Source organism: Streptomyces sp. NPDC057486 (assembly GCF_042802415.1).
Taxonomy (GTDB): Bacteria; Actinomycetota; Actinomycetes; order Streptomycetales; family Streptomycetaceae; genus Streptomyces; species Streptomyces yanii.
In genome coordinates this window covers 1-14,778 of the sequence record NZ_JBHVEE010000192.1, presented here as the reverse complement: position 1 = coordinate 14,778, position 14,778 = coordinate 1, and the positions used below count along the sequence as shown (strand labels likewise).

General features: G+C 69.0%; 13 protein-coding genes and 1 pseudogene. 7 read left to right on the top strand and 7 right to left on the bottom strand.

Features of this window, described 5'->3' with window-relative positions; all coding sequences use genetic code 11:
- Nucleotides 1-42: 42 nt before the first annotated feature.
- Nucleotides 43-954, bottom strand: a complete 912-nt coding sequence (locus ACFU6I_RS44695; protein WP_384379143.1) for a DUF6039 family protein — start codon at nt 952-954, stop codon at nt 43-45.
- A 73-nt stretch (nt 955-1,027) separates the two neighbouring features.
- Nucleotides 1,028-1,573, bottom strand: a complete 546-nt coding sequence (locus ACFU6I_RS44690) for a DUF1697 domain-containing protein (protein ID WP_384379140.1) — start codon at nt 1,571-1,573, stop codon at nt 1,028-1,030.
- Nucleotides 1,574-1,785: 212 nt separating this feature from the next.
- On the opposite strand from ACFU6I_RS44690, the gene ACFU6I_RS44685 reads away from it, so the two are divergent.
- Nucleotides 1,786-2,430, top strand: a complete 645-nt coding sequence (locus tag ACFU6I_RS44685; RefSeq protein ID WP_384379137.1) for a YbhB/YbcL family Raf kinase inhibitor-like protein — start codon at nt 1,786-1,788, stop codon at nt 2,428-2,430.
- A 197-nt stretch (nt 2,431-2,627) separates the two neighbouring features.
- Here ACFU6I_RS44685 and ACFU6I_RS44680 read toward each other — a convergent pair whose 3' ends face one another.
- The gene (locus ACFU6I_RS44680; RefSeq protein ID WP_384379134.1) at nt 2,628-4,442 is read right to left on the bottom strand and encodes an ABC transporter ATP-binding protein; all 1,815 of its coding nucleotides are present in this window, start codon (nt 4,440-4,442) and stop codon (nt 2,628-2,630) included.
- Nucleotides 4,443-4,891: 449 nt separating this feature from the next.
- Between ACFU6I_RS44680 and ACFU6I_RS44675 the strand changes: the two genes are divergently transcribed.
- Entirely contained in the window at nt 4,892-5,953 is a 1,062-nt protein-coding gene (locus tag ACFU6I_RS44675; RefSeq protein ID WP_384379146.1) for a protein kinase family protein, read from the top strand.
- Between the two features lie 211 nt (nt 5,954-6,164).
- Here ACFU6I_RS44675 and cpt read toward each other — a convergent pair whose 3' ends face one another.
- A complete protein-coding gene (gene cpt / locus ACFU6I_RS44670; RefSeq protein WP_384379131.1) occupies nt 6,165-6,698 on the bottom strand; it encodes a chloramphenicol phosphotransferase CPT in 534 nt (177 codons plus the stop codon).
- A gap of 257 nt (nt 6,699-6,955) precedes the next feature.
- Here cpt and ACFU6I_RS44665 point away from each other — a divergent pair, with 257 nt between their 5' ends.
- The gene (locus tag ACFU6I_RS44665; protein ID WP_384379128.1) at nt 6,956-7,837 is read left to right on the top strand and encodes a hypothetical protein; all 882 of its coding nucleotides are present in this window, start codon (nt 6,956-6,958) and stop codon (nt 7,835-7,837) included.
- Between the two features lie 247 nt (nt 7,838-8,084).
- On the opposite strand, the gene ACFU6I_RS44660 is transcribed toward ACFU6I_RS44665, so the two are convergent.
- Nucleotides 8,085-8,747: a response regulator gene (locus ACFU6I_RS44660; protein ID WP_384379125.1), complete on the bottom strand. Its 663-nt coding sequence runs from the start codon at nt 8,745-8,747 to the stop codon at nt 8,085-8,087.
- Nucleotides 8,744-9,871, bottom strand: coding sequence for a sensor histidine kinase (locus tag ACFU6I_RS44655; RefSeq protein ID WP_384379122.1), 1,128 nt, complete (start codon nt 9,869-9,871; stop codon nt 8,744-8,746). Before ACFU6I_RS44655 ends, ACFU6I_RS44660 begins: the two co-directional genes overlap by 4 nt.
- Before the next feature lie 218 nt (nt 9,872-10,089).
- On the opposite strand from ACFU6I_RS44655, the gene ACFU6I_RS44650 reads away from it, so the two are divergent.
- The 3 genes from ACFU6I_RS44650 (at nt 10,090) to ACFU6I_RS44640 (ending at nt 12,244) form a co-directional block, all read left to right on the top strand.
- The gene (locus ACFU6I_RS44650) at nt 10,090-10,500 is read left to right on the top strand and encodes a DUF6223 family protein (RefSeq protein WP_384379119.1); all 411 of its coding nucleotides are present in this window, start codon (nt 10,090-10,092) and stop codon (nt 10,498-10,500) included.
- Between the two features lie 234 nt (nt 10,501-10,734).
- A complete protein-coding gene (locus ACFU6I_RS44645; RefSeq protein WP_384379116.1) occupies nt 10,735-10,860 on the top strand; it encodes a hypothetical protein in 126 nt (41 codons plus the stop codon).
- 7 nt (nt 10,861-10,867) lie between these two features.
- Entirely contained in the window at nt 10,868-12,244 is a 1,377-nt protein-coding gene (locus ACFU6I_RS44640) for a TerD family protein (RefSeq protein ID WP_384379113.1), read from the top strand.
- A gap of 254 nt (nt 12,245-12,498) precedes the next feature.
- Here the strand turns inward: ACFU6I_RS44640 and ACFU6I_RS44635 are convergent.
- Nucleotides 12,499-12,763, bottom strand: a pseudogene (locus ACFU6I_RS44635) (MerR family transcriptional regulator); the annotation flags it as partial.
- Between the two features lie 476 nt (nt 12,764-13,239).
- On the opposite strand from ACFU6I_RS44635, the gene argG reads away from it, so the two are divergent.
- A complete protein-coding gene (gene argG, locus ACFU6I_RS44630; protein WP_384379110.1) occupies nt 13,240-14,688 on the top strand; it encodes an argininosuccinate synthase in 1,449 nt (482 codons plus the stop codon).
- Nucleotides 14,689-14,778: the final 90 nt, after the last annotated feature.

Genomic DNA, 14,778 nt, shown 5'->3' with positions numbered 1-14,778 from the left:
ACACCGAGGTGTACGGGCCCACGGGGCTCGGCCGACGCCCGCTCAGCGCAGCGGTGTGGTGCGCTGATGCGGAATCAGCAGGGTGTCCTTGATGCTCGCCGGACGGAACAGCCGGTCCCACTTGCCGCCACCCTTGCTCGGGTGCAGGCGCTCGGCACCGTACACCTCCTCGGCAGTGCGGCTGGAACGGTCGAACTCGGCCAGTGCGCGGTAGTCCTCCAGGGTGCGCAGGTGGATCAGCCAGTGGATACGGTCCTGCTGACCGAAGGTCTCCTCGTACAGCAGCGAGGTGACCCGTCCGGCCAGCTCCCGGTTCACATGGCCCTGCCAGTTGAAAGCGAACTGGCGTCCCTCTTCACGGAATTCGTAGAGCACCTCCGCGCTGCGCATGACGATCGCACCCGCGTTGGCCGAGTTCAGCTGGAGCTCGGCCGGCTGGCTCAGCTGCGCCCCGGCGGGCGGAACGAACGTGCCGGTGTCCTCATGGGAGTGGTCCTCGTGGATCAGTCCGTGCTGGCCGAGCATGATCCGCTCCTGGAGCGAACCGTAGGTGAACATCCGCTCCCAGTTGCCGCCTCCCTTGGCCTCCGGCAGACGGTCCTCGTTGGTCGCGATGTCGAGGTACTTGTCGTCGTGCTCGACCATGTCGAGGAGCTTGCTGTAGTCGTTGGGTGCCTTCATCTGGATCAGCCAGTGAAGACGGTCGCGGGTGCCGAACACCTCCTCGTAGCAGAAAGTGGTGCAGACGCCGAGCTGCGCCTTGTTGATGTGGTCCAGCAGGTCGACGCTCCACTGCCGGCCCTCGGTCGAGAACTCGTATGCGAGCTGGCCGGTCCGGTGGATGATCATCCCTGCATTGGCCGAGTGCAGGAGTTCCTCGATGGGGAGCGAGGTCTGGTCCAGAGCGGTCGGCGTCGGGCCGGTCACGCTCGGGGTGGGTTCTGTGACGGTCATGGGTAGCTGCCCTCTCGTCGGCTGAACCTGTTCTAGGCGATGGGCGGCCTTCAGATCCGCCCAGTATTGAGCGTCAGGACGCGCCCTTCCTGGCCGCGTCGAGAATCTTCACCACGGTGTGGAAGTAGCGCGTCGTCGCGTCGCGGCCCAACGCGCGTTCCTGAAAGCCCTTGGCCGCCGGTGCCTTGCCGTTGATCAGGTACCAGACGACAAAGGCGTCGTACGCGGTGCTGCTTATGATCTCCATGTCCTTCTTCGGGGAGATCAGCGGCAGAGCCAGGTCCGGATCGATCCGCTCGGTCGTGAACACCACGCAGCAGCGCATGTCGTGGGTGACCGTGACGTCCTTGAACGGGTCGAGCGCGATCAGCGCCTCCAGTTCCGGGACCGTACGCAGACACACCGCGACCTCGTAGCCGAGCGTCCCTCTGAGATGGTCACCGATCTGGGCACTGAGCACGGCACGGTCGGTCTCGTCGGCCTCGAAGAAGACGTTCCCGCTCTGGATGTAGCTGCGCACGGAGTCGAATCCCATGTCCGTGAACAGGCTGCGCAAGTACTCCATCTTCACCGAACGGCCCGGCACATTCATCCCGCGCAAGAACGCGATGTACAGCAAAACCCAACCACCTGTCCGCAAGAAAGGGGGAACCTCGGCGTGCGCCCGACAGCGTAGCGGTGACGGACGGTTCCCGCCCGGGAGGACGCATACGACGTGTACGGCCCCGCGCACGGCGTGCCTCGGGGCGCCGCTCAACTTTGGGCAGCGGGGAGACCCGGGCTTCCGGCAGGCTGCGCGGCGCAACGGACTCACGCCGGAAAGGACCAGACGTGCGCTTGAAACGGACGATCACCGCCCTGGCGGTCGCGGCCACCACCTCCCTCGTCACCACGTTCGCCGTGGCCCAACCCTCCACCGGGGCACGGCATCACCAGGATGATGTCCTCACGGTGGCTCAGCGCCCGGCGCTCCCCGCGTCCCTCCCGAGGTTCTCCGTGACCCTGCCCGACATTCCGCCGGGCGGGACCTTCGGGCAGGAGAACCTGCTCGACTGGGGCGGCTGCACCGGTGGGAACAAGTCGCCCGCGATCCGGTGGTCCGGGGCGCCCGCCGGGACCAAAAGCTATCTGATCTCGCTGTTCGACCTGGACTCCAGGACCTCCAGTGGATTCTGGCACTGGTCCGTCTGGAACATCCCGGCCGGCACGACCTCGCTGCCCGAAGGCGCCGGCGCGCCGGGCAATCCGAGTCTGCCCGCTCCCTCGGTGCTCGGCAGGACCGACTTCGGGATGACCGGCTACGGCGGGGCGTGCCCGCCGCCCGGGGACGCTGCCCACCGCTATGTGTTCACCGTGGCCGCGCTGGACACCGCCGACATCCAGGTTCCGCCGGACCTGCCGATGGCCGCTGTCAATGTCGTCATGCAGGAGCACGCGCTGGCGGCGGGATACCGCACCGTACTGACCGGGCGCTGACCGGTCCCCGTACGGCGAACCCGACGAAGGGCCGGGACGACACGTCCCGGCCCCCGCCGTGCGCACGGTCCCCGCGTGCGAGTGGATCTCCGGTCCGTCGAGGCAGCGGGTCAGCCCCCGGCTGCGTCGCGAGAGACGGCCGCTTCACCCTCGCGGGAAGCCGGCACGTCGCCCCGCGGGGGCCACCGGACTCGCGTTCAGTGCAGGTCGGCCCGCGGTGCGGGAGTGTCGTCGAGGAAGCCGCCCGACTGGTGCTGCCACAGCCTCGCGTAGGCGCCGTCCGACGCGAGCAGCTCCTGGTGCGTGCCCTGCTCCACGATCCGTCCGCGGTCCAGGACCACGAGCCGGTCCATGGAGGCGACCGTGCTCAGCCGGTGCGCCACCACGAGCGCCGTCCGCCCGTCCATGAGCCGCCACAGCGCCTCCTGGACGAGGATCTCGCTCTCGGAGTCCAGGGCGCTGGTCGCCTCGTCGAGCAGCAGGATCGGCGCGTCGCGCAGGATCGCCCTGGCGAGGGCGACCCGCTGGCGCTGTCCGCCGGACAGCTTGAGACCGCGCTCGCCCACCATGGTGTCGAAGCCGTCCGGCAGCGCGTCGGCGAACTCCGTGACGTGCGCCGCCTCGGCCGCGCGGCGGATCTCGGCGTCGGTGGCGTCCGGCCGGGCGAAGGCGATGTTGTCCCGCAGCGTGCGGTGGAACATCGCCGGGTCCTGCGGCACGTAGGAGATCAGGCTGCGCACATCGGCCTGACGCAGCGCGCTGATGTCCTGACCGCCGATCAGGATGCGGCCGCCGTCGATGTCCGCCATCCGTAGCAGCAGCCGGCTGAGCGTGGTCTTGCCACCGCCGGACCGGCCGACGAGGCCGATCCTCGCACCGCTGTTCACGGCCAGGTCGAGACGCTCGAAGAGCGGTTCCGCACCCGCGTGGGCGAAGGTCACCTGCTCGAAGCGGACATCGGCGGCCCGGGACAGCAGCGGCTCCGGCGACGCCGGGTCGAGCACGGTCGGTGGGGTCAGGAGCAGTTCGGTGAACTGCGCGGCCTCCGTCATCGAGCTCTCCAGACGGCGGTAGATCTGGTTGAACTCGAACATGATCCGCGTGGCGTTGGTGTAGTACGTGAAGGCGACAACCACCGCCTCCACGCCGTGGCTGCCTCCGCCGAGCGTGACCGCGAGCAGCAGACCCAGCGCGTTGGTCAGCACGGACATCGGCGCAACCAGCGTGTCGATGCGCAGGTTGCCGTAGTCCCACGACCGCAACGTGAGCCGCCGCGACGCCGCGACGCGGGACCGGTGCTCTGCGGCCTCGCGTCCCTCGGCGGCGAACGCCCGGACCGTGTCCATGTTCATCAGGCTGTCGGCGACGTGGCCCGACACCCGGGCAATCGCCTCCTCACGCTGGTCGACGAGCGCCTGGCGGCGACGGATGAGGGGCGCCACGCACAGCGCCGTCAATGCGATCATCGCCAGGAGTCCGACGACGAGCAGCGGTTCGTAGCGCCACAGCACCACCGACCCGAACACCAGCGGCACGAAGCTGCCCACGACCGAGAACGTCAGTGTGTCGATGAACTCCTCGAAGCGGGAGGCGAAGCTCAGGACCCGCTTGGTCAGCGCACCGGCGAAGTTGTCATGGAAGAACGTGGCGTCCTTGGCGAACAGCTCGTCCATGCCGATCACGTACAGGTGCTCGATGCTGAGGGCGGCAACCCGGTTCAGGCAGTGGAAGCCGACGCGCCACAGCACCTCCGCGAGCAGCAGAACGCCGGCGAAGCCGAGAACATAGGGCAGCGTGGAGCCGATGGTGATAGCGGAGTCGTCGGCGATCCGGCCGACGAGCTTGGCGACGATCAGCGGCGCGATGTAGCCGATGCCGATGTTGCCCAGCGCCGGCAGCAGCATCCCGGGCACCGTCAGCCATCGGTGCCGGGCCAACTCCCGTCCGTAGTAACGAAGTGCGAGGAACACCGAGCCCCTGCCCGGCGCCTCGCGCGATTCAGGCGATCCCATACCAACCCTGTGTGGTCGTGCGGCAGCCCGCCCCATGCTTTCTGCGGGATGAGGCCGTTGCCTCAGTGGCCGCGCGGAGCTTTCGTTCGAGTGAGTGCGTCGCTCAGGTCGTCGTGCGACAGGCGGGGCACGGCGGCAGGGCCCCCGCGCAGCTCGTGGCGACGCAGACGTGCGAGTACGGGGAGGCCAGGCCCGGAACCTCAGTGTCCCGCGACAGCGCCCACGGAGTCCAAGCGTTTTCTCAGCCGGCAGCAACCCGGCATGCGGGTAGGACCTGTCGCGGCTTACACCCTTCGCGCTGCCTACTGGCGCCGGACCGTGGCAGCCTGCCCGGTCCGTCTACTCATCGACCTTCATCTACAGTGCACTGGCAGCAACTGGTGGTCACTGGCGGGCGTGATGGAAACGAGGTCGGCTTTCCGATGCGGGTAGCGGTCGAGCGTCTCGATATGTCGGAAGACGCACGCTTGGCCGCCTACAGCACCGTCTCCACGTCGCTCGCGCTTCGAAGTGATCGCCGGCTGAGCGAGCTTGTGGACGCCGCCGTGCCGCTTGGCTCCGGTATCGGCGGGAGGTCCGCGCTGCTGGAGGTTGACGGGAAGCCGGTCTTCGTGAAGCGGGTGCCCCTCACGGATATGGAGCGGCTCCCGGAGCACGCACGATCCACGGCCAACCTGTTCGGGATTCCCACCTTCTGCCAGTACGGAGTCGGTGGGGGGCCTGGTTTCGGGGCATGGCGGGAGCTCGCCGTTCACACCATGACGACGAACTGGGTGCTCGCAGGGCAGTACCAAGGGTTCCCGATGATGTACCACTGGCGCGTGCTGCCGGACACGGCCGCGCTTCCCGAGGAACTCGCCGACGTGGAGCGGGTCGTGGCCTATTGGGGAGGCAGGCCGGAGATACGCCGTCGTATCGAGGCCCTTCAGCAATCCTCCGCGAGCCTCGCGCTGTTCATGGAGTACATCCCTCGGACGCTCCACGAGTGGCTTACCGAGCAGGTACAGGCTGATGAAGAGTCTGCCGACCGGGCCTGCTCCCTGGTGGAGGGAGAACTGGAGGCCGGCACGTCCTTCATGAACGCTCGCGGGCTTCTGCACTTCGACGCCCATTTTCAGAACATCCTGGTCGACGGCCAGCGCCTTTACTTCGCCGACTACGGCCTCGCCATGTCCTCCCAATTCGATCTGTCACCGTCCGAGACCAGCTTCTTCGAGCTGCACAGGACCTACGATCGCTGCTACACGCGCAGCTGGCTGGTGAACTGGCTGATCACGAATCTGTACGGCTACGAGCGGAAAGAACGCGAGGCACTCATTCGCGCATGCGCGGAAGGGAAGGACCCGCCGGACGGACCGCGAGAGGCCAGGGCGATCCTCTCCCGCCATGCACCGCTCGCCGCAGTGATGACGGACTTCTACGTCACGATCCAGGACGAGAACAGGGAGACCCCGTACCCGTTGAAGGCGCTCCGCCGGGCCCTTCAAGCGGACGGGTCGCGTCGCAGCTGAGCAGGGATCAGGGGTTGGAGCACGATTCCGAGTGCGGGGCGTTTGCCGTGTACTCGTCGAACCGCGAGGTCCTTGAGGCCCTGGGCGTCCTCATGCGCGATCTGTACCTGTCGCCGGAGCGAATGGGCACCCTCGTGACCTCGGTCGACCCGGAATTCTCCGACGATCGTTCCGGCACTGCGGTCAGAGCGGCAGACAGCCGGGCGACCGATCACTCCGCGTGTGCGGCGATGATCCGTGCACACTCCATCGACTCGGCGTGCGTGGTGTCCACTTCCAGGTCGTAGACCACGCCCCGGTGGACGACGTCCGCCTGGGACGCGGCCATCCCCGTGACCCGATCGCCTCGTGCGATCTCACGACCTGCGGCGACCGCGCTCTCACACCTGACGCCGACCCACAGCACTCGCAGGCCGTCGAGGTTTTTCTGCCATCGTTGCTGGGACGCCGCTCCGCCGAGGAAGACCTCATCGACGATGAGCCGGGCACCCGCACGGGCCATCGCGGCGACGCCTTCGATCCACGCCGCTTCCAGTGTCCGGAACTCCGGCCCGATTATCACCTCGCCGTCCGAAGCGAACTCGATGCCCGCATCCGATGTCTGCATGGACCCGGGCATCGCGTCGATCAACGTGTCGACCCCGAGGACCAGCCATGGATCCGGCAGGACCGCCTGCAGACACCGGGAGATGCCCGACTTCCCCGAGCTGGAGCCACCATTGAGAACGATCACCTGAGTCATCATCGGGCCACAGTAGACGCACCGCCACGACTCTCGAAAGCCAACGTATCCAGCCTGCCCGGTCCCGACCGAGCCGGCCCGTCCGGTGGAACCACCCCCGCATTGAACGTGTTCAATATTCCTGTCAGGATGGCCGCTGCTGCGGCCGCCCGTCGTGCGAGCCGCGTCCATTCGTCGTGCCGCGAGGGGAACGGGCTGTGAATGAGGGCGAACCCTGGAGGAATCCGGGGGTTATCGGGCTGCGGCTTCTCGATCTGGCCATGCGCTACGCGCTGACCTTCGCGCTCACGTGGGCAGCCGTGGCCGCCGTGCTACCCACTGATGCCCACGTCACTCGTAGCGGCCTCGACTTCGTCCCGCTCATCGGGATCCCCTCCATCCTGATGAGCTTCGTGTACGGGCTGGCGAACACGCGCACGGGCATGGCCTTCAGACTCCCGCCGGCCGGGCTTCTCCTCCTCCCCACCGGGTTTCTGCTCTTCGGGAACTTCGTGGAAATGCCGGTCATCCCCGTGATGGGTCAGCTCGTCTTCGCGCTGTGGGTGATGCGGGCCCCGCTACCGGCCCCGTCCCGGCTCCGCCGACGGACTCCGGCAGTCCTGGCCGCCGTGGCCGCGCTGACCGGCTGCGCCGGTCCCTACACGTACACCGGGACACCCACGATCCACGACGCCACTCCCGCCGAGGCCGTAGGAAGGTGGCAATGCATCCAGGGCACCGAACTGACCCTGCGGCGCGATGGATCGGCTGCCATCACCATGCTGGACGGCCAGGATTTCGACTTCGACGACGGCTGGCGCCTCTCCGGCAACGGGACCTGGACCCTGACCGACGATCCCGGCCGGGGACAACACGTACGCCTGGCGCTCACGACCCGCACCGCGTCCGCGGTACGACCGGACTCGGAGTCAGCGGCCACACCCCCGGAGGTCCGCGTACAAGCGCCCTCGACCTACACGTGGACGTTCAGCCTGCGCCGCGACACGCATCGGGAGCTTCAGCTGTACTTCTTCTTCAGCGACCCCGATGCGGGAAACACATACGTGATGGAGAGGAAGTCGACGGAGACCGACAGCACCCCGTCCGTACCACCCCGGCCGCGTGCGGTTCCCACCCGAGAGGGTGATCCGGAGCAGGGATGACGGTCGTGACGGAGACGGGACGGGAACGGCCCTACGGCCGTTCTCCACCTGCGCAAGCTCGCCACCGACGAGGAAGGCCGCCCGCTCCTGGAAGCGCACGGCCACCGCATCGCCGCCTCCCGCCCGCTTCCGCACACCAGCCGGCATCGCGAGCTTCCTCGCCTCCGCCCCCGCCCAAACCAACGTCAAAAGGACGAGTTGTTGATCTGCCCGCCCTCAGGGCTGTCCCGTACCCGGACCGTGGGTGTCAGGAGTTGCGCGGGGCTACCAGGCCGGACTCGTAGGCAAGGACGACGAGTTGAGCGCGGTCACGGGCCCGGAGCTTGGCCATGGCCCGGTTGATGTGGGTTTTTGCGGTCATCGGGCTGATCACCATGCGGTCGGCGATCTGATCGTTGGACAGGCCCTGCGCGACCAGGGTGACGGCCTCGCGTTCGCGGTTGGTCAGCTCTTCCAGCCCCGTGTCGATGCCGGCGTTGAGCGGCTGGGTGACGAACCTGTTGATGAGCTTGCGCGTGATCGAGGGTGCAAGCAGAGCGTCGCCACGCGCGGCGACGCGTACGGCGTGCAGGAAGTCTTCCGGCACGATGTCCTTGACAAGGAATCCGGCAGCGCCGGCGCGCAGCGCGTCGAGGACGTACTCGTCCAAGCCGTAGTTGGTCAGGATGACCACATGCACCCCGGCCAGGGCCGGGTCCGCGGCGATGCGCCGGGTCGCCTCAATGCCGTCGACGACCGGCATCTGGATGTCGACGAGAGCGACGTCGGGCAGGTGTTCCAGGGCCAGGGCCAGGCCCTCCTTCCCGTCGGCGGCCTCGGCCACCACCTCGATGTCGTCTTCGAGGTCGAGGAGCGCACGGAATCCACTGCGAATCAGCGGCTGGTCGTCGACGAGCAGGACACGGATCATGAGGTCCGGTCCACGGGGAGTTCGGCCTGGACGGTGAAGCCGCCCTCGCCCCGCGGTTCGGCGCGCAGCCGGCCGCCGAGGGCGGTGACTCGTTCACGCATCCCGAGCAGCCCGACGCCGGGCACCGGGGCAGTGTCCGGCGTCGCCTTGCCGTCGTCGTCGACGCGTATCGCGAGGGCGTCCGGACGGCAATCGATCTTGACCGATGCCGTGGAGGCATCCGCGTGACGGGCGATGTTGGTGAGCGACTCCTGAACGATCCGGTACACGGTCCGGTCCACCGCGGCCGGCACGCCGTGTTGCTGTCCTTCGATCGTCAACGTCGTGTCCAGGCCGAACGTGCGCGCCCGTTGCACCAGTTCCGGGACGTGGTCGAGCCCACGCGGCGGGGTCGTGTCGTCGTCGCGCAGCGCCTGAAGGGTCGCGCGCAACTCCCGGCTCGCCTCACGTCCGGCCTCCTGGATCGCCAGCAGGGCTTCCGGCACCTCCTCACCCCGCCTGCGGGCCACGTGCACGGCGACTTCGGCCTGCACTTTGATGACCGAGATCTGGTGGGTGAGCGAATCGTGCAACTCCCGTGCAATTCGGAGCCGTTCCTCGTCGGCGCGGCGCCGCGCGGTCTCCTCCCGGGTGCGCTCGGCCTCCTCCGCCCGCCACTCCGCCTGCCGCAGGGCCTCACCCGCGGCGCCGGCCGCGATCAGCCAGGCCAGCTCCAAGGCGCCTCGGGCCTGCGCGAACGCCTCGCCCGTGTCGTGGAGGCCCGAGGCCAGGGCCGCGAGCGGGAGCACGGCCAGCATGGCCACGCTCGCCGCCACCGTGATGATGCGGTGCCCCGCCCGTACAGCCGCGTACACCGCGAACAGGTACGCGACAGCAGGCACATCGAAACCGGCCGCCTGGTAACCGACCGCGCACAACCCAGTGGCGGCCAGCACGGCAACCGGAGCCCGGCGGCGCGCGACCAATGCCAGCCCGCCGACCGTCAGCAGCGCGTACCCGAGCAAGTCGAAGGTCGTGGCCGGACGTTGCCCGGACAGCCCGGTGACCAGCAGCGCCGCCGCCACGCCGACAGCGACACCCCAGTCTCCGACACGGGCCCGGACACCGGACTCACCTGCACTCATGCGCGCACCCTAGCTGGCTACCGCCGCGGGCGGGTCCCCCTTGTTGACGAGCCGCCCACTACCGCAGTCGCAGTACCTTCGCGCCTCCTGCAGCGTCTGCGGCAGCCGGATGAGGCATCGGTGGCAGCGCGAAGTGTCTGCGTCCGCCGGACGACCGAAGGCGGGTCCGGCAGACATGCTCAGGCCGCACCCAGTCACAGGAGCAGAAGGAGCACTCCATGTCGGTCACATTTGCGCTTGCGGCACCGGCGGCCGCGCACGCCTCCGTCCAGCCGATCGCCGCCAGTGTCTACGCCATGACCCCTGGCCGCCTGGGCGCGAGCATGGCCGCGCTCATCGGGCTGACCGGCCTTGTCATCGGAGGGCTGGCGCTGGCCCGCGCCCGCCGTACCGACACCGGCACCGGCACCGCACGAAGCAGGGCCCTTGTCGCCCTGGTGGCGAGTCCGATCAGTGTGGCCCTCGGTGGGCTGGTGGTAGCCACCGCGGACGGTGGGCTCGGCACCGGCAACGGGCTGGGCGGGGGCATTGTTGCTGTACTGGTGGGACTGATCGGCACAGTCCTCGGTGGGCTGGCGCTGGCCCGCTCCCGCCGTACCGCCGTAGCGGCCGACCGGCCGACCGGCTGACCCCTTGCTTCTCCACGTCGAAGTGCGCGCCGCAGTGGTTGACGAGCCGTCGGCGAACAGCCCGCGTTGATCCCGACGGGTCGCAACCGAGCGGCACAGCGCGCCGGACCGGCCGGCTGCCAGGCCGGCTCGGACGAAGGCGAGTTCCCCCTCAGCACCCTGTGGCATGATCCGTTCGAAGGACCAAAATGCCGAGCAACAGGCCGAATTCGTCCCAGTGATGATGGAGGAGATGTGGGCGGACAGCTCCGCTGGCACGAGTCGATATCCGGCAACGATGAGGGCGGCGCACGCGCCGAGGCCGCGGCGCGGCCGCCGGCCCCGCGCATGTTCGGCTCCGTACTGGGCGGACAGGGGTAGGCGCGCAATGGGGGGAATCATCAAGGGAGGCAACTCCTTCGTACCATCCGTGCCACTGCGGGTCGCCGTCCGGCACGGACTGGACGTCTCGGCCTTGCTCCTGACGGAGCGCGGACGTGTCCGAGGGGACGGGGATGTCGTGTTCCACGGTGCGCCGGTCCATCCTTCGGGTTCCGTACGGCTGGTCGGTGGTGAGGACGGCACGGAGTGGCTGGAGGTCGGTCTCACCGCGATCGAGGAGGACATCGTCCGCCTCCTCGTGGTCGCATCGACGGAGAACGGCTGCGTGCGGGACGCGGACGGGCCGTCGGTGGAGGCGTTCGCGCCGGACGGTACGTCCGTCGCCCGCTACGACGTGACCGACGGTGGCGGCGAGACGGCCATGGTGATGGCGGAGTTCTACCGGCGGGCGGGGGGATGGAAGTTCCGCGCGGTGGGCCAGGGGTACCTGGACGGCCTTGCCGGTCTGGCGGCGGACCATGGCGTGGACGTGGCCGGGGACGAGCCTGTTCCGGAAACGATTCACACACCTCTGCCCGCGCCTGCGCCTGCGCCCGCGCCTGTGGCCGTGCCGATGCCGGCGCCGGCCCCCGGGCCGGTTCCCTCACCCACGGCGATGGTTCGTCAGCCCTTGGTGTCGGGCGCGGGCGACCCATGGATGGACTGGTCGTTCGGCCCTGTCTTCGAGCCGTACACCGAGACCGGCCGGGACAACGATGTGATCACCGTGGACGGGCTCCCGCCGGGACCGGTCGTCGTCGAGCTCAACGTCGAAGGTGACGGGTACACGGGCCTGTGGACCCTCGACCGGCGCAACAAGCAGAAGGACAACATCGTCAACAGCACCGAGGAGAACTTCCGGGGGCGGCTGCTCGTGGAAGTGCCCGAGCGGGAGCCCCTGCGCCTGCGGTTGCAGGCGGAAGGGCCCTGGCGGGTACGAGTGCTGCCGCTGGCCGCGGCTCAGCGGCTGACGGAGGAACAGTTGGAGTACAGAGGGCCCGACGTCCTGCTGCACACGCAGGGAGTGGCCGACCTCGCCATCCACTACCGAGGCGACGACAACCTCATCGTCCATCTCTACGAACTGGCGGGACACGAGGACTCCACGAGCCTGCCCGGGCGGGAGAACGTCGTCAACGAGATCGGCAAGCGGCGGGAGACCGTTCCGCTTCCCGAGGGGCCGGTCATCATTCAGCTGGAGATGGCGGATGGTCCATGGAGGGCGCGGCTGAAGCGGCTGCAACCCCACAGCCGGCCGGTCGCCGCCGCACCCGTCCCGCGAGCAGTACCGCTCCAGGTCGCGGACGGCGGTTCGACCGGTGGCGTGGCGAAGGTGTCCGAGAACCGCAAGGTGCAGAAGTGGGCCTGGCGGGGACGGGGTTGAGCCCGTGGAGCCTCCCGGCATCGCGTTGCGGCTTGTGGCCCTCGTACCGGGACCGTCGGGAACCTTGACGGGGTACGGATCCCGGCGAGCTGGGCGTGCTTGTGGAGCTCGCCTCCGATCAGGGCGGAGAAGAACCGGTTGAGATCGGGCGGTGGGGCTGACCCGTCACAGCCGACACTGCGGTCACAGGGACTGCTACGGCCGCTGTCCCTGCCCCATCGGCCCCGGGCCGGCTGTTCCGGGCCGTGCGCCGCAGGGGCCGCGGCCGCATCGATCACCTCGTCCAGCACCATCCGGGCGCTGTAGGTCGTCGATCATCCGGTCGATGCGGTCGCTCTCCGCCGTGAGGCCGTCGATCAGTCGCGCGTCGGCGGTCGCGGAGGGACCGCCGACGGCGTCCCGCATACACGGAAGCAACTGCGCGATCTTGGAGCAGCACAGCCCGGCCGCGTACAGCTCCTGGATATGGGCGACGCGGTCGACCGCGCCCTCGGTGTACTCGCGGTGCCCGCCGGGAGAGGCCCGGACACGGCGCGCCGGACCCACCTCTTCGCCTCTGGGTGGGCAAACTGGGTCCAGGTCGGGTCATGGCCGGAGCCGCAGCCGGATTGCGGCCGCGGTGACTGCTCCGTGGCAGACGCAGACGCGCGCCGTAGCGCGTGGCCACGGCGTGGAAGTTCTCGAGTCGGAAGACGGTGCGCTCAACTGCGTTGCGCTGCTTGCAGGTCTCCTTGTCGGAATCGGTGGGCCGACCACCCTTGCTGTCGCGGCGATCCCGCTCGCCGCCCACCAGGGCGCCTGTGCAGCGCCGATCTCGTCCTCGGCGCGGCTTTGTCCGACGGGCTCCTCGCCGTCGCCGAGCAGGTCGACCCGGCACTGTCGGCGCCGCCGCCCGCAGCGTCCCGGACCTCCTCGGTGGAACACCGTGCGAGGTCCACACCGACTTCAGGGAATGTCGTTTTGCATAATCATGCGGATTAATACATACTCTTCCCATGTCTAAGGTTCTCACCTCCCTGCCCACCGGCGAGCGCGTCGGCATCGCCTTCTCGGGCGGCCTCGACACCTCGGTCGCGGTCGCGTGGATGCGCGACAAGGGTGCCGTCCCGTGCACCTACACCGCCGATATCGGCCAGTACGACGAGCCCGACATCGCCTCGGTGCCCGGCCGCGCGAAGACCTACGGCGCCGAGATCGCGCGCCTGGTCGACTGTCGAGCGGCGCTGGTCGAGGAGGGCCTGGCCGCGCTCGCCTGCGGCGCGTTCCACATCCGCTCGGGCGGCCGCGCCTACTTCAACACCACGCCGCTCGGCCGCGCCGTCACCGGCACCCTGCTGGTCCGGGCGATGCTCGAGGACGACGTACAGATCTGGGGCGACGGCTCGACGTTCAAGGGCAACGACATCGAGCGGTTCTACCGTTACGGCCTGCTCGCCAACCCCCACCTGCGCATCTACAAGCCGTGGCTCGACGCCGACTTCGTCTCCGAGCTGGGCGGCCGCAAGGAGATGTCGGAGTGGCTGGTCGCCCACGGGCTGCCGTACCGCGACAGCACCGAGAAGGCGTACTCGACCGACGCCAACATCTGGGGCGCCACCCACGAGGCCAAGACGCTGGAGCACCTCGACACCGGCGTGGAGACCGTGGAACCGATCATGGGCGTGCGGTTCTGGGACCCCTCGGTCGAGATCGCCGCCGAGGACGTGACGATCGGCTTCGACCAGGGCCGCCCGGTGACGATCAACGGCAAGGAGTTCACCTCCCCGGTCGAGCTGGTGATGGAGGCGAACGCGATCGGCGGCCGCCACGGCCTCGGGATGTCGGACCAGATCGAGAACCGGATCATCGAGGCGAAGAGCCGCGGCATCTACGAGGCGCCCGGCATGGCGCTGCTGCACGCCGCGTACGAGCGCCTCGTCAACGCGATCCACAACGAGGACACCCTCGCCCACTACCACAACGAGGGACGGCGCCTCGGGCGGCTGATGTACGAGGGGCGCTGGCTGGACCCGCAGGCGCTGATGGTCCGCGAGTCGCTGCAGCGCTGGGTCGGCTCGGCGGTCACCGGCGAGGTGACCCTGCGACTGCGGCGCGGTGAGGACTACTCGATCCTGGACACCACTGGCCCGGCGTTCAGCTACCACCCGGACAAGCTTTCGATGGAGCGTACCGAGGACTCGGCGTTCGGCCCCGTGGACCGGATCGGCCAGCTCACCATGCGCAACCTCGACATCGCCGACTCGCGCGCCAGGCTCGAGCAGTACGCCGGCCTCGGCATCGTCGGCACGGCCCACCCCGAGCTGATCGGCGCCGCCCAGGCGGCGGCGACCGGCCTGATCGGCACCATGCCGGAGGGCGGCGCCGAGGCCATCGCCTCCCGCGGCGAGGTCTCCGAGGACGACGAGCTGCTGGACCGCGCCGCAATGGAGTTCGGCACCGACTGACCGGCGCGTCGGCCCGCTCCGGACGGGGAGCGGAGCAGCCGAACCCGGTCGCAGCCGGGAGACCGGGCCCTCGGGCGGTTCGACGCACTG

Bases quoted from the DNA above. Each gene is read 5' to 3' on its own strand.
- ACFU6I_RS44695 (WP_384379143.1), bottom strand. From the start codon at position 954: ATGACCGTCACAGAACCCACCCCGAGCGTGACCGGCCCGACGCCGACC.
- ACFU6I_RS44680 (WP_384379134.1), bottom strand. From the start codon at position 4,442: ATGGGATCGCCTGAATCGCGCGAGGCGCCGGGCAGGGGCTCGGTGTTC.
- ACFU6I_RS44675 (WP_384379146.1), top strand. From the start codon at position 4,892: ATGTCGGAAGACGCACGCTTGGCCGCCTACAGCACCGTCTCCACGTCG.
- cpt (WP_384379131.1), bottom strand. From the start codon at position 6,698: ATGATGACTCAGGTGATCGTTCTCAATGGTGGCTCCAGCTCGGGGAAG.
- ACFU6I_RS44665 (WP_384379128.1), top strand. From the start codon at position 6,956: ATGCGCTACGCGCTGACCTTCGCGCTCACGTGGGCAGCCGTGGCCGCC.
- ACFU6I_RS44660 (WP_384379125.1), bottom strand. From the start codon at position 8,747: ATGATCCGTGTCCTGCTCGTCGACGACCAGCCGCTGATTCGCAGTGGA.
- ACFU6I_RS44655 (WP_384379122.1), bottom strand. From the start codon at position 9,871: ATGAGTGCAGGTGAGTCCGGTGTCCGGGCCCGTGTCGGAGACTGGGGT.
- ACFU6I_RS44650 (WP_384379119.1), top strand. From the start codon at position 10,090: ATGTCGGTCACATTTGCGCTTGCGGCACCGGCGGCCGCGCACGCCTCC.
- ACFU6I_RS44640 (WP_384379113.1), top strand. From the start codon at position 10,868: ATGGGGGGAATCATCAAGGGAGGCAACTCCTTCGTACCATCCGTGCCA.
- argG (WP_384379110.1), top strand. From the start codon at position 13,240: ATGTCTAAGGTTCTCACCTCCCTGCCCACCGGCGAGCGCGTCGGCATC.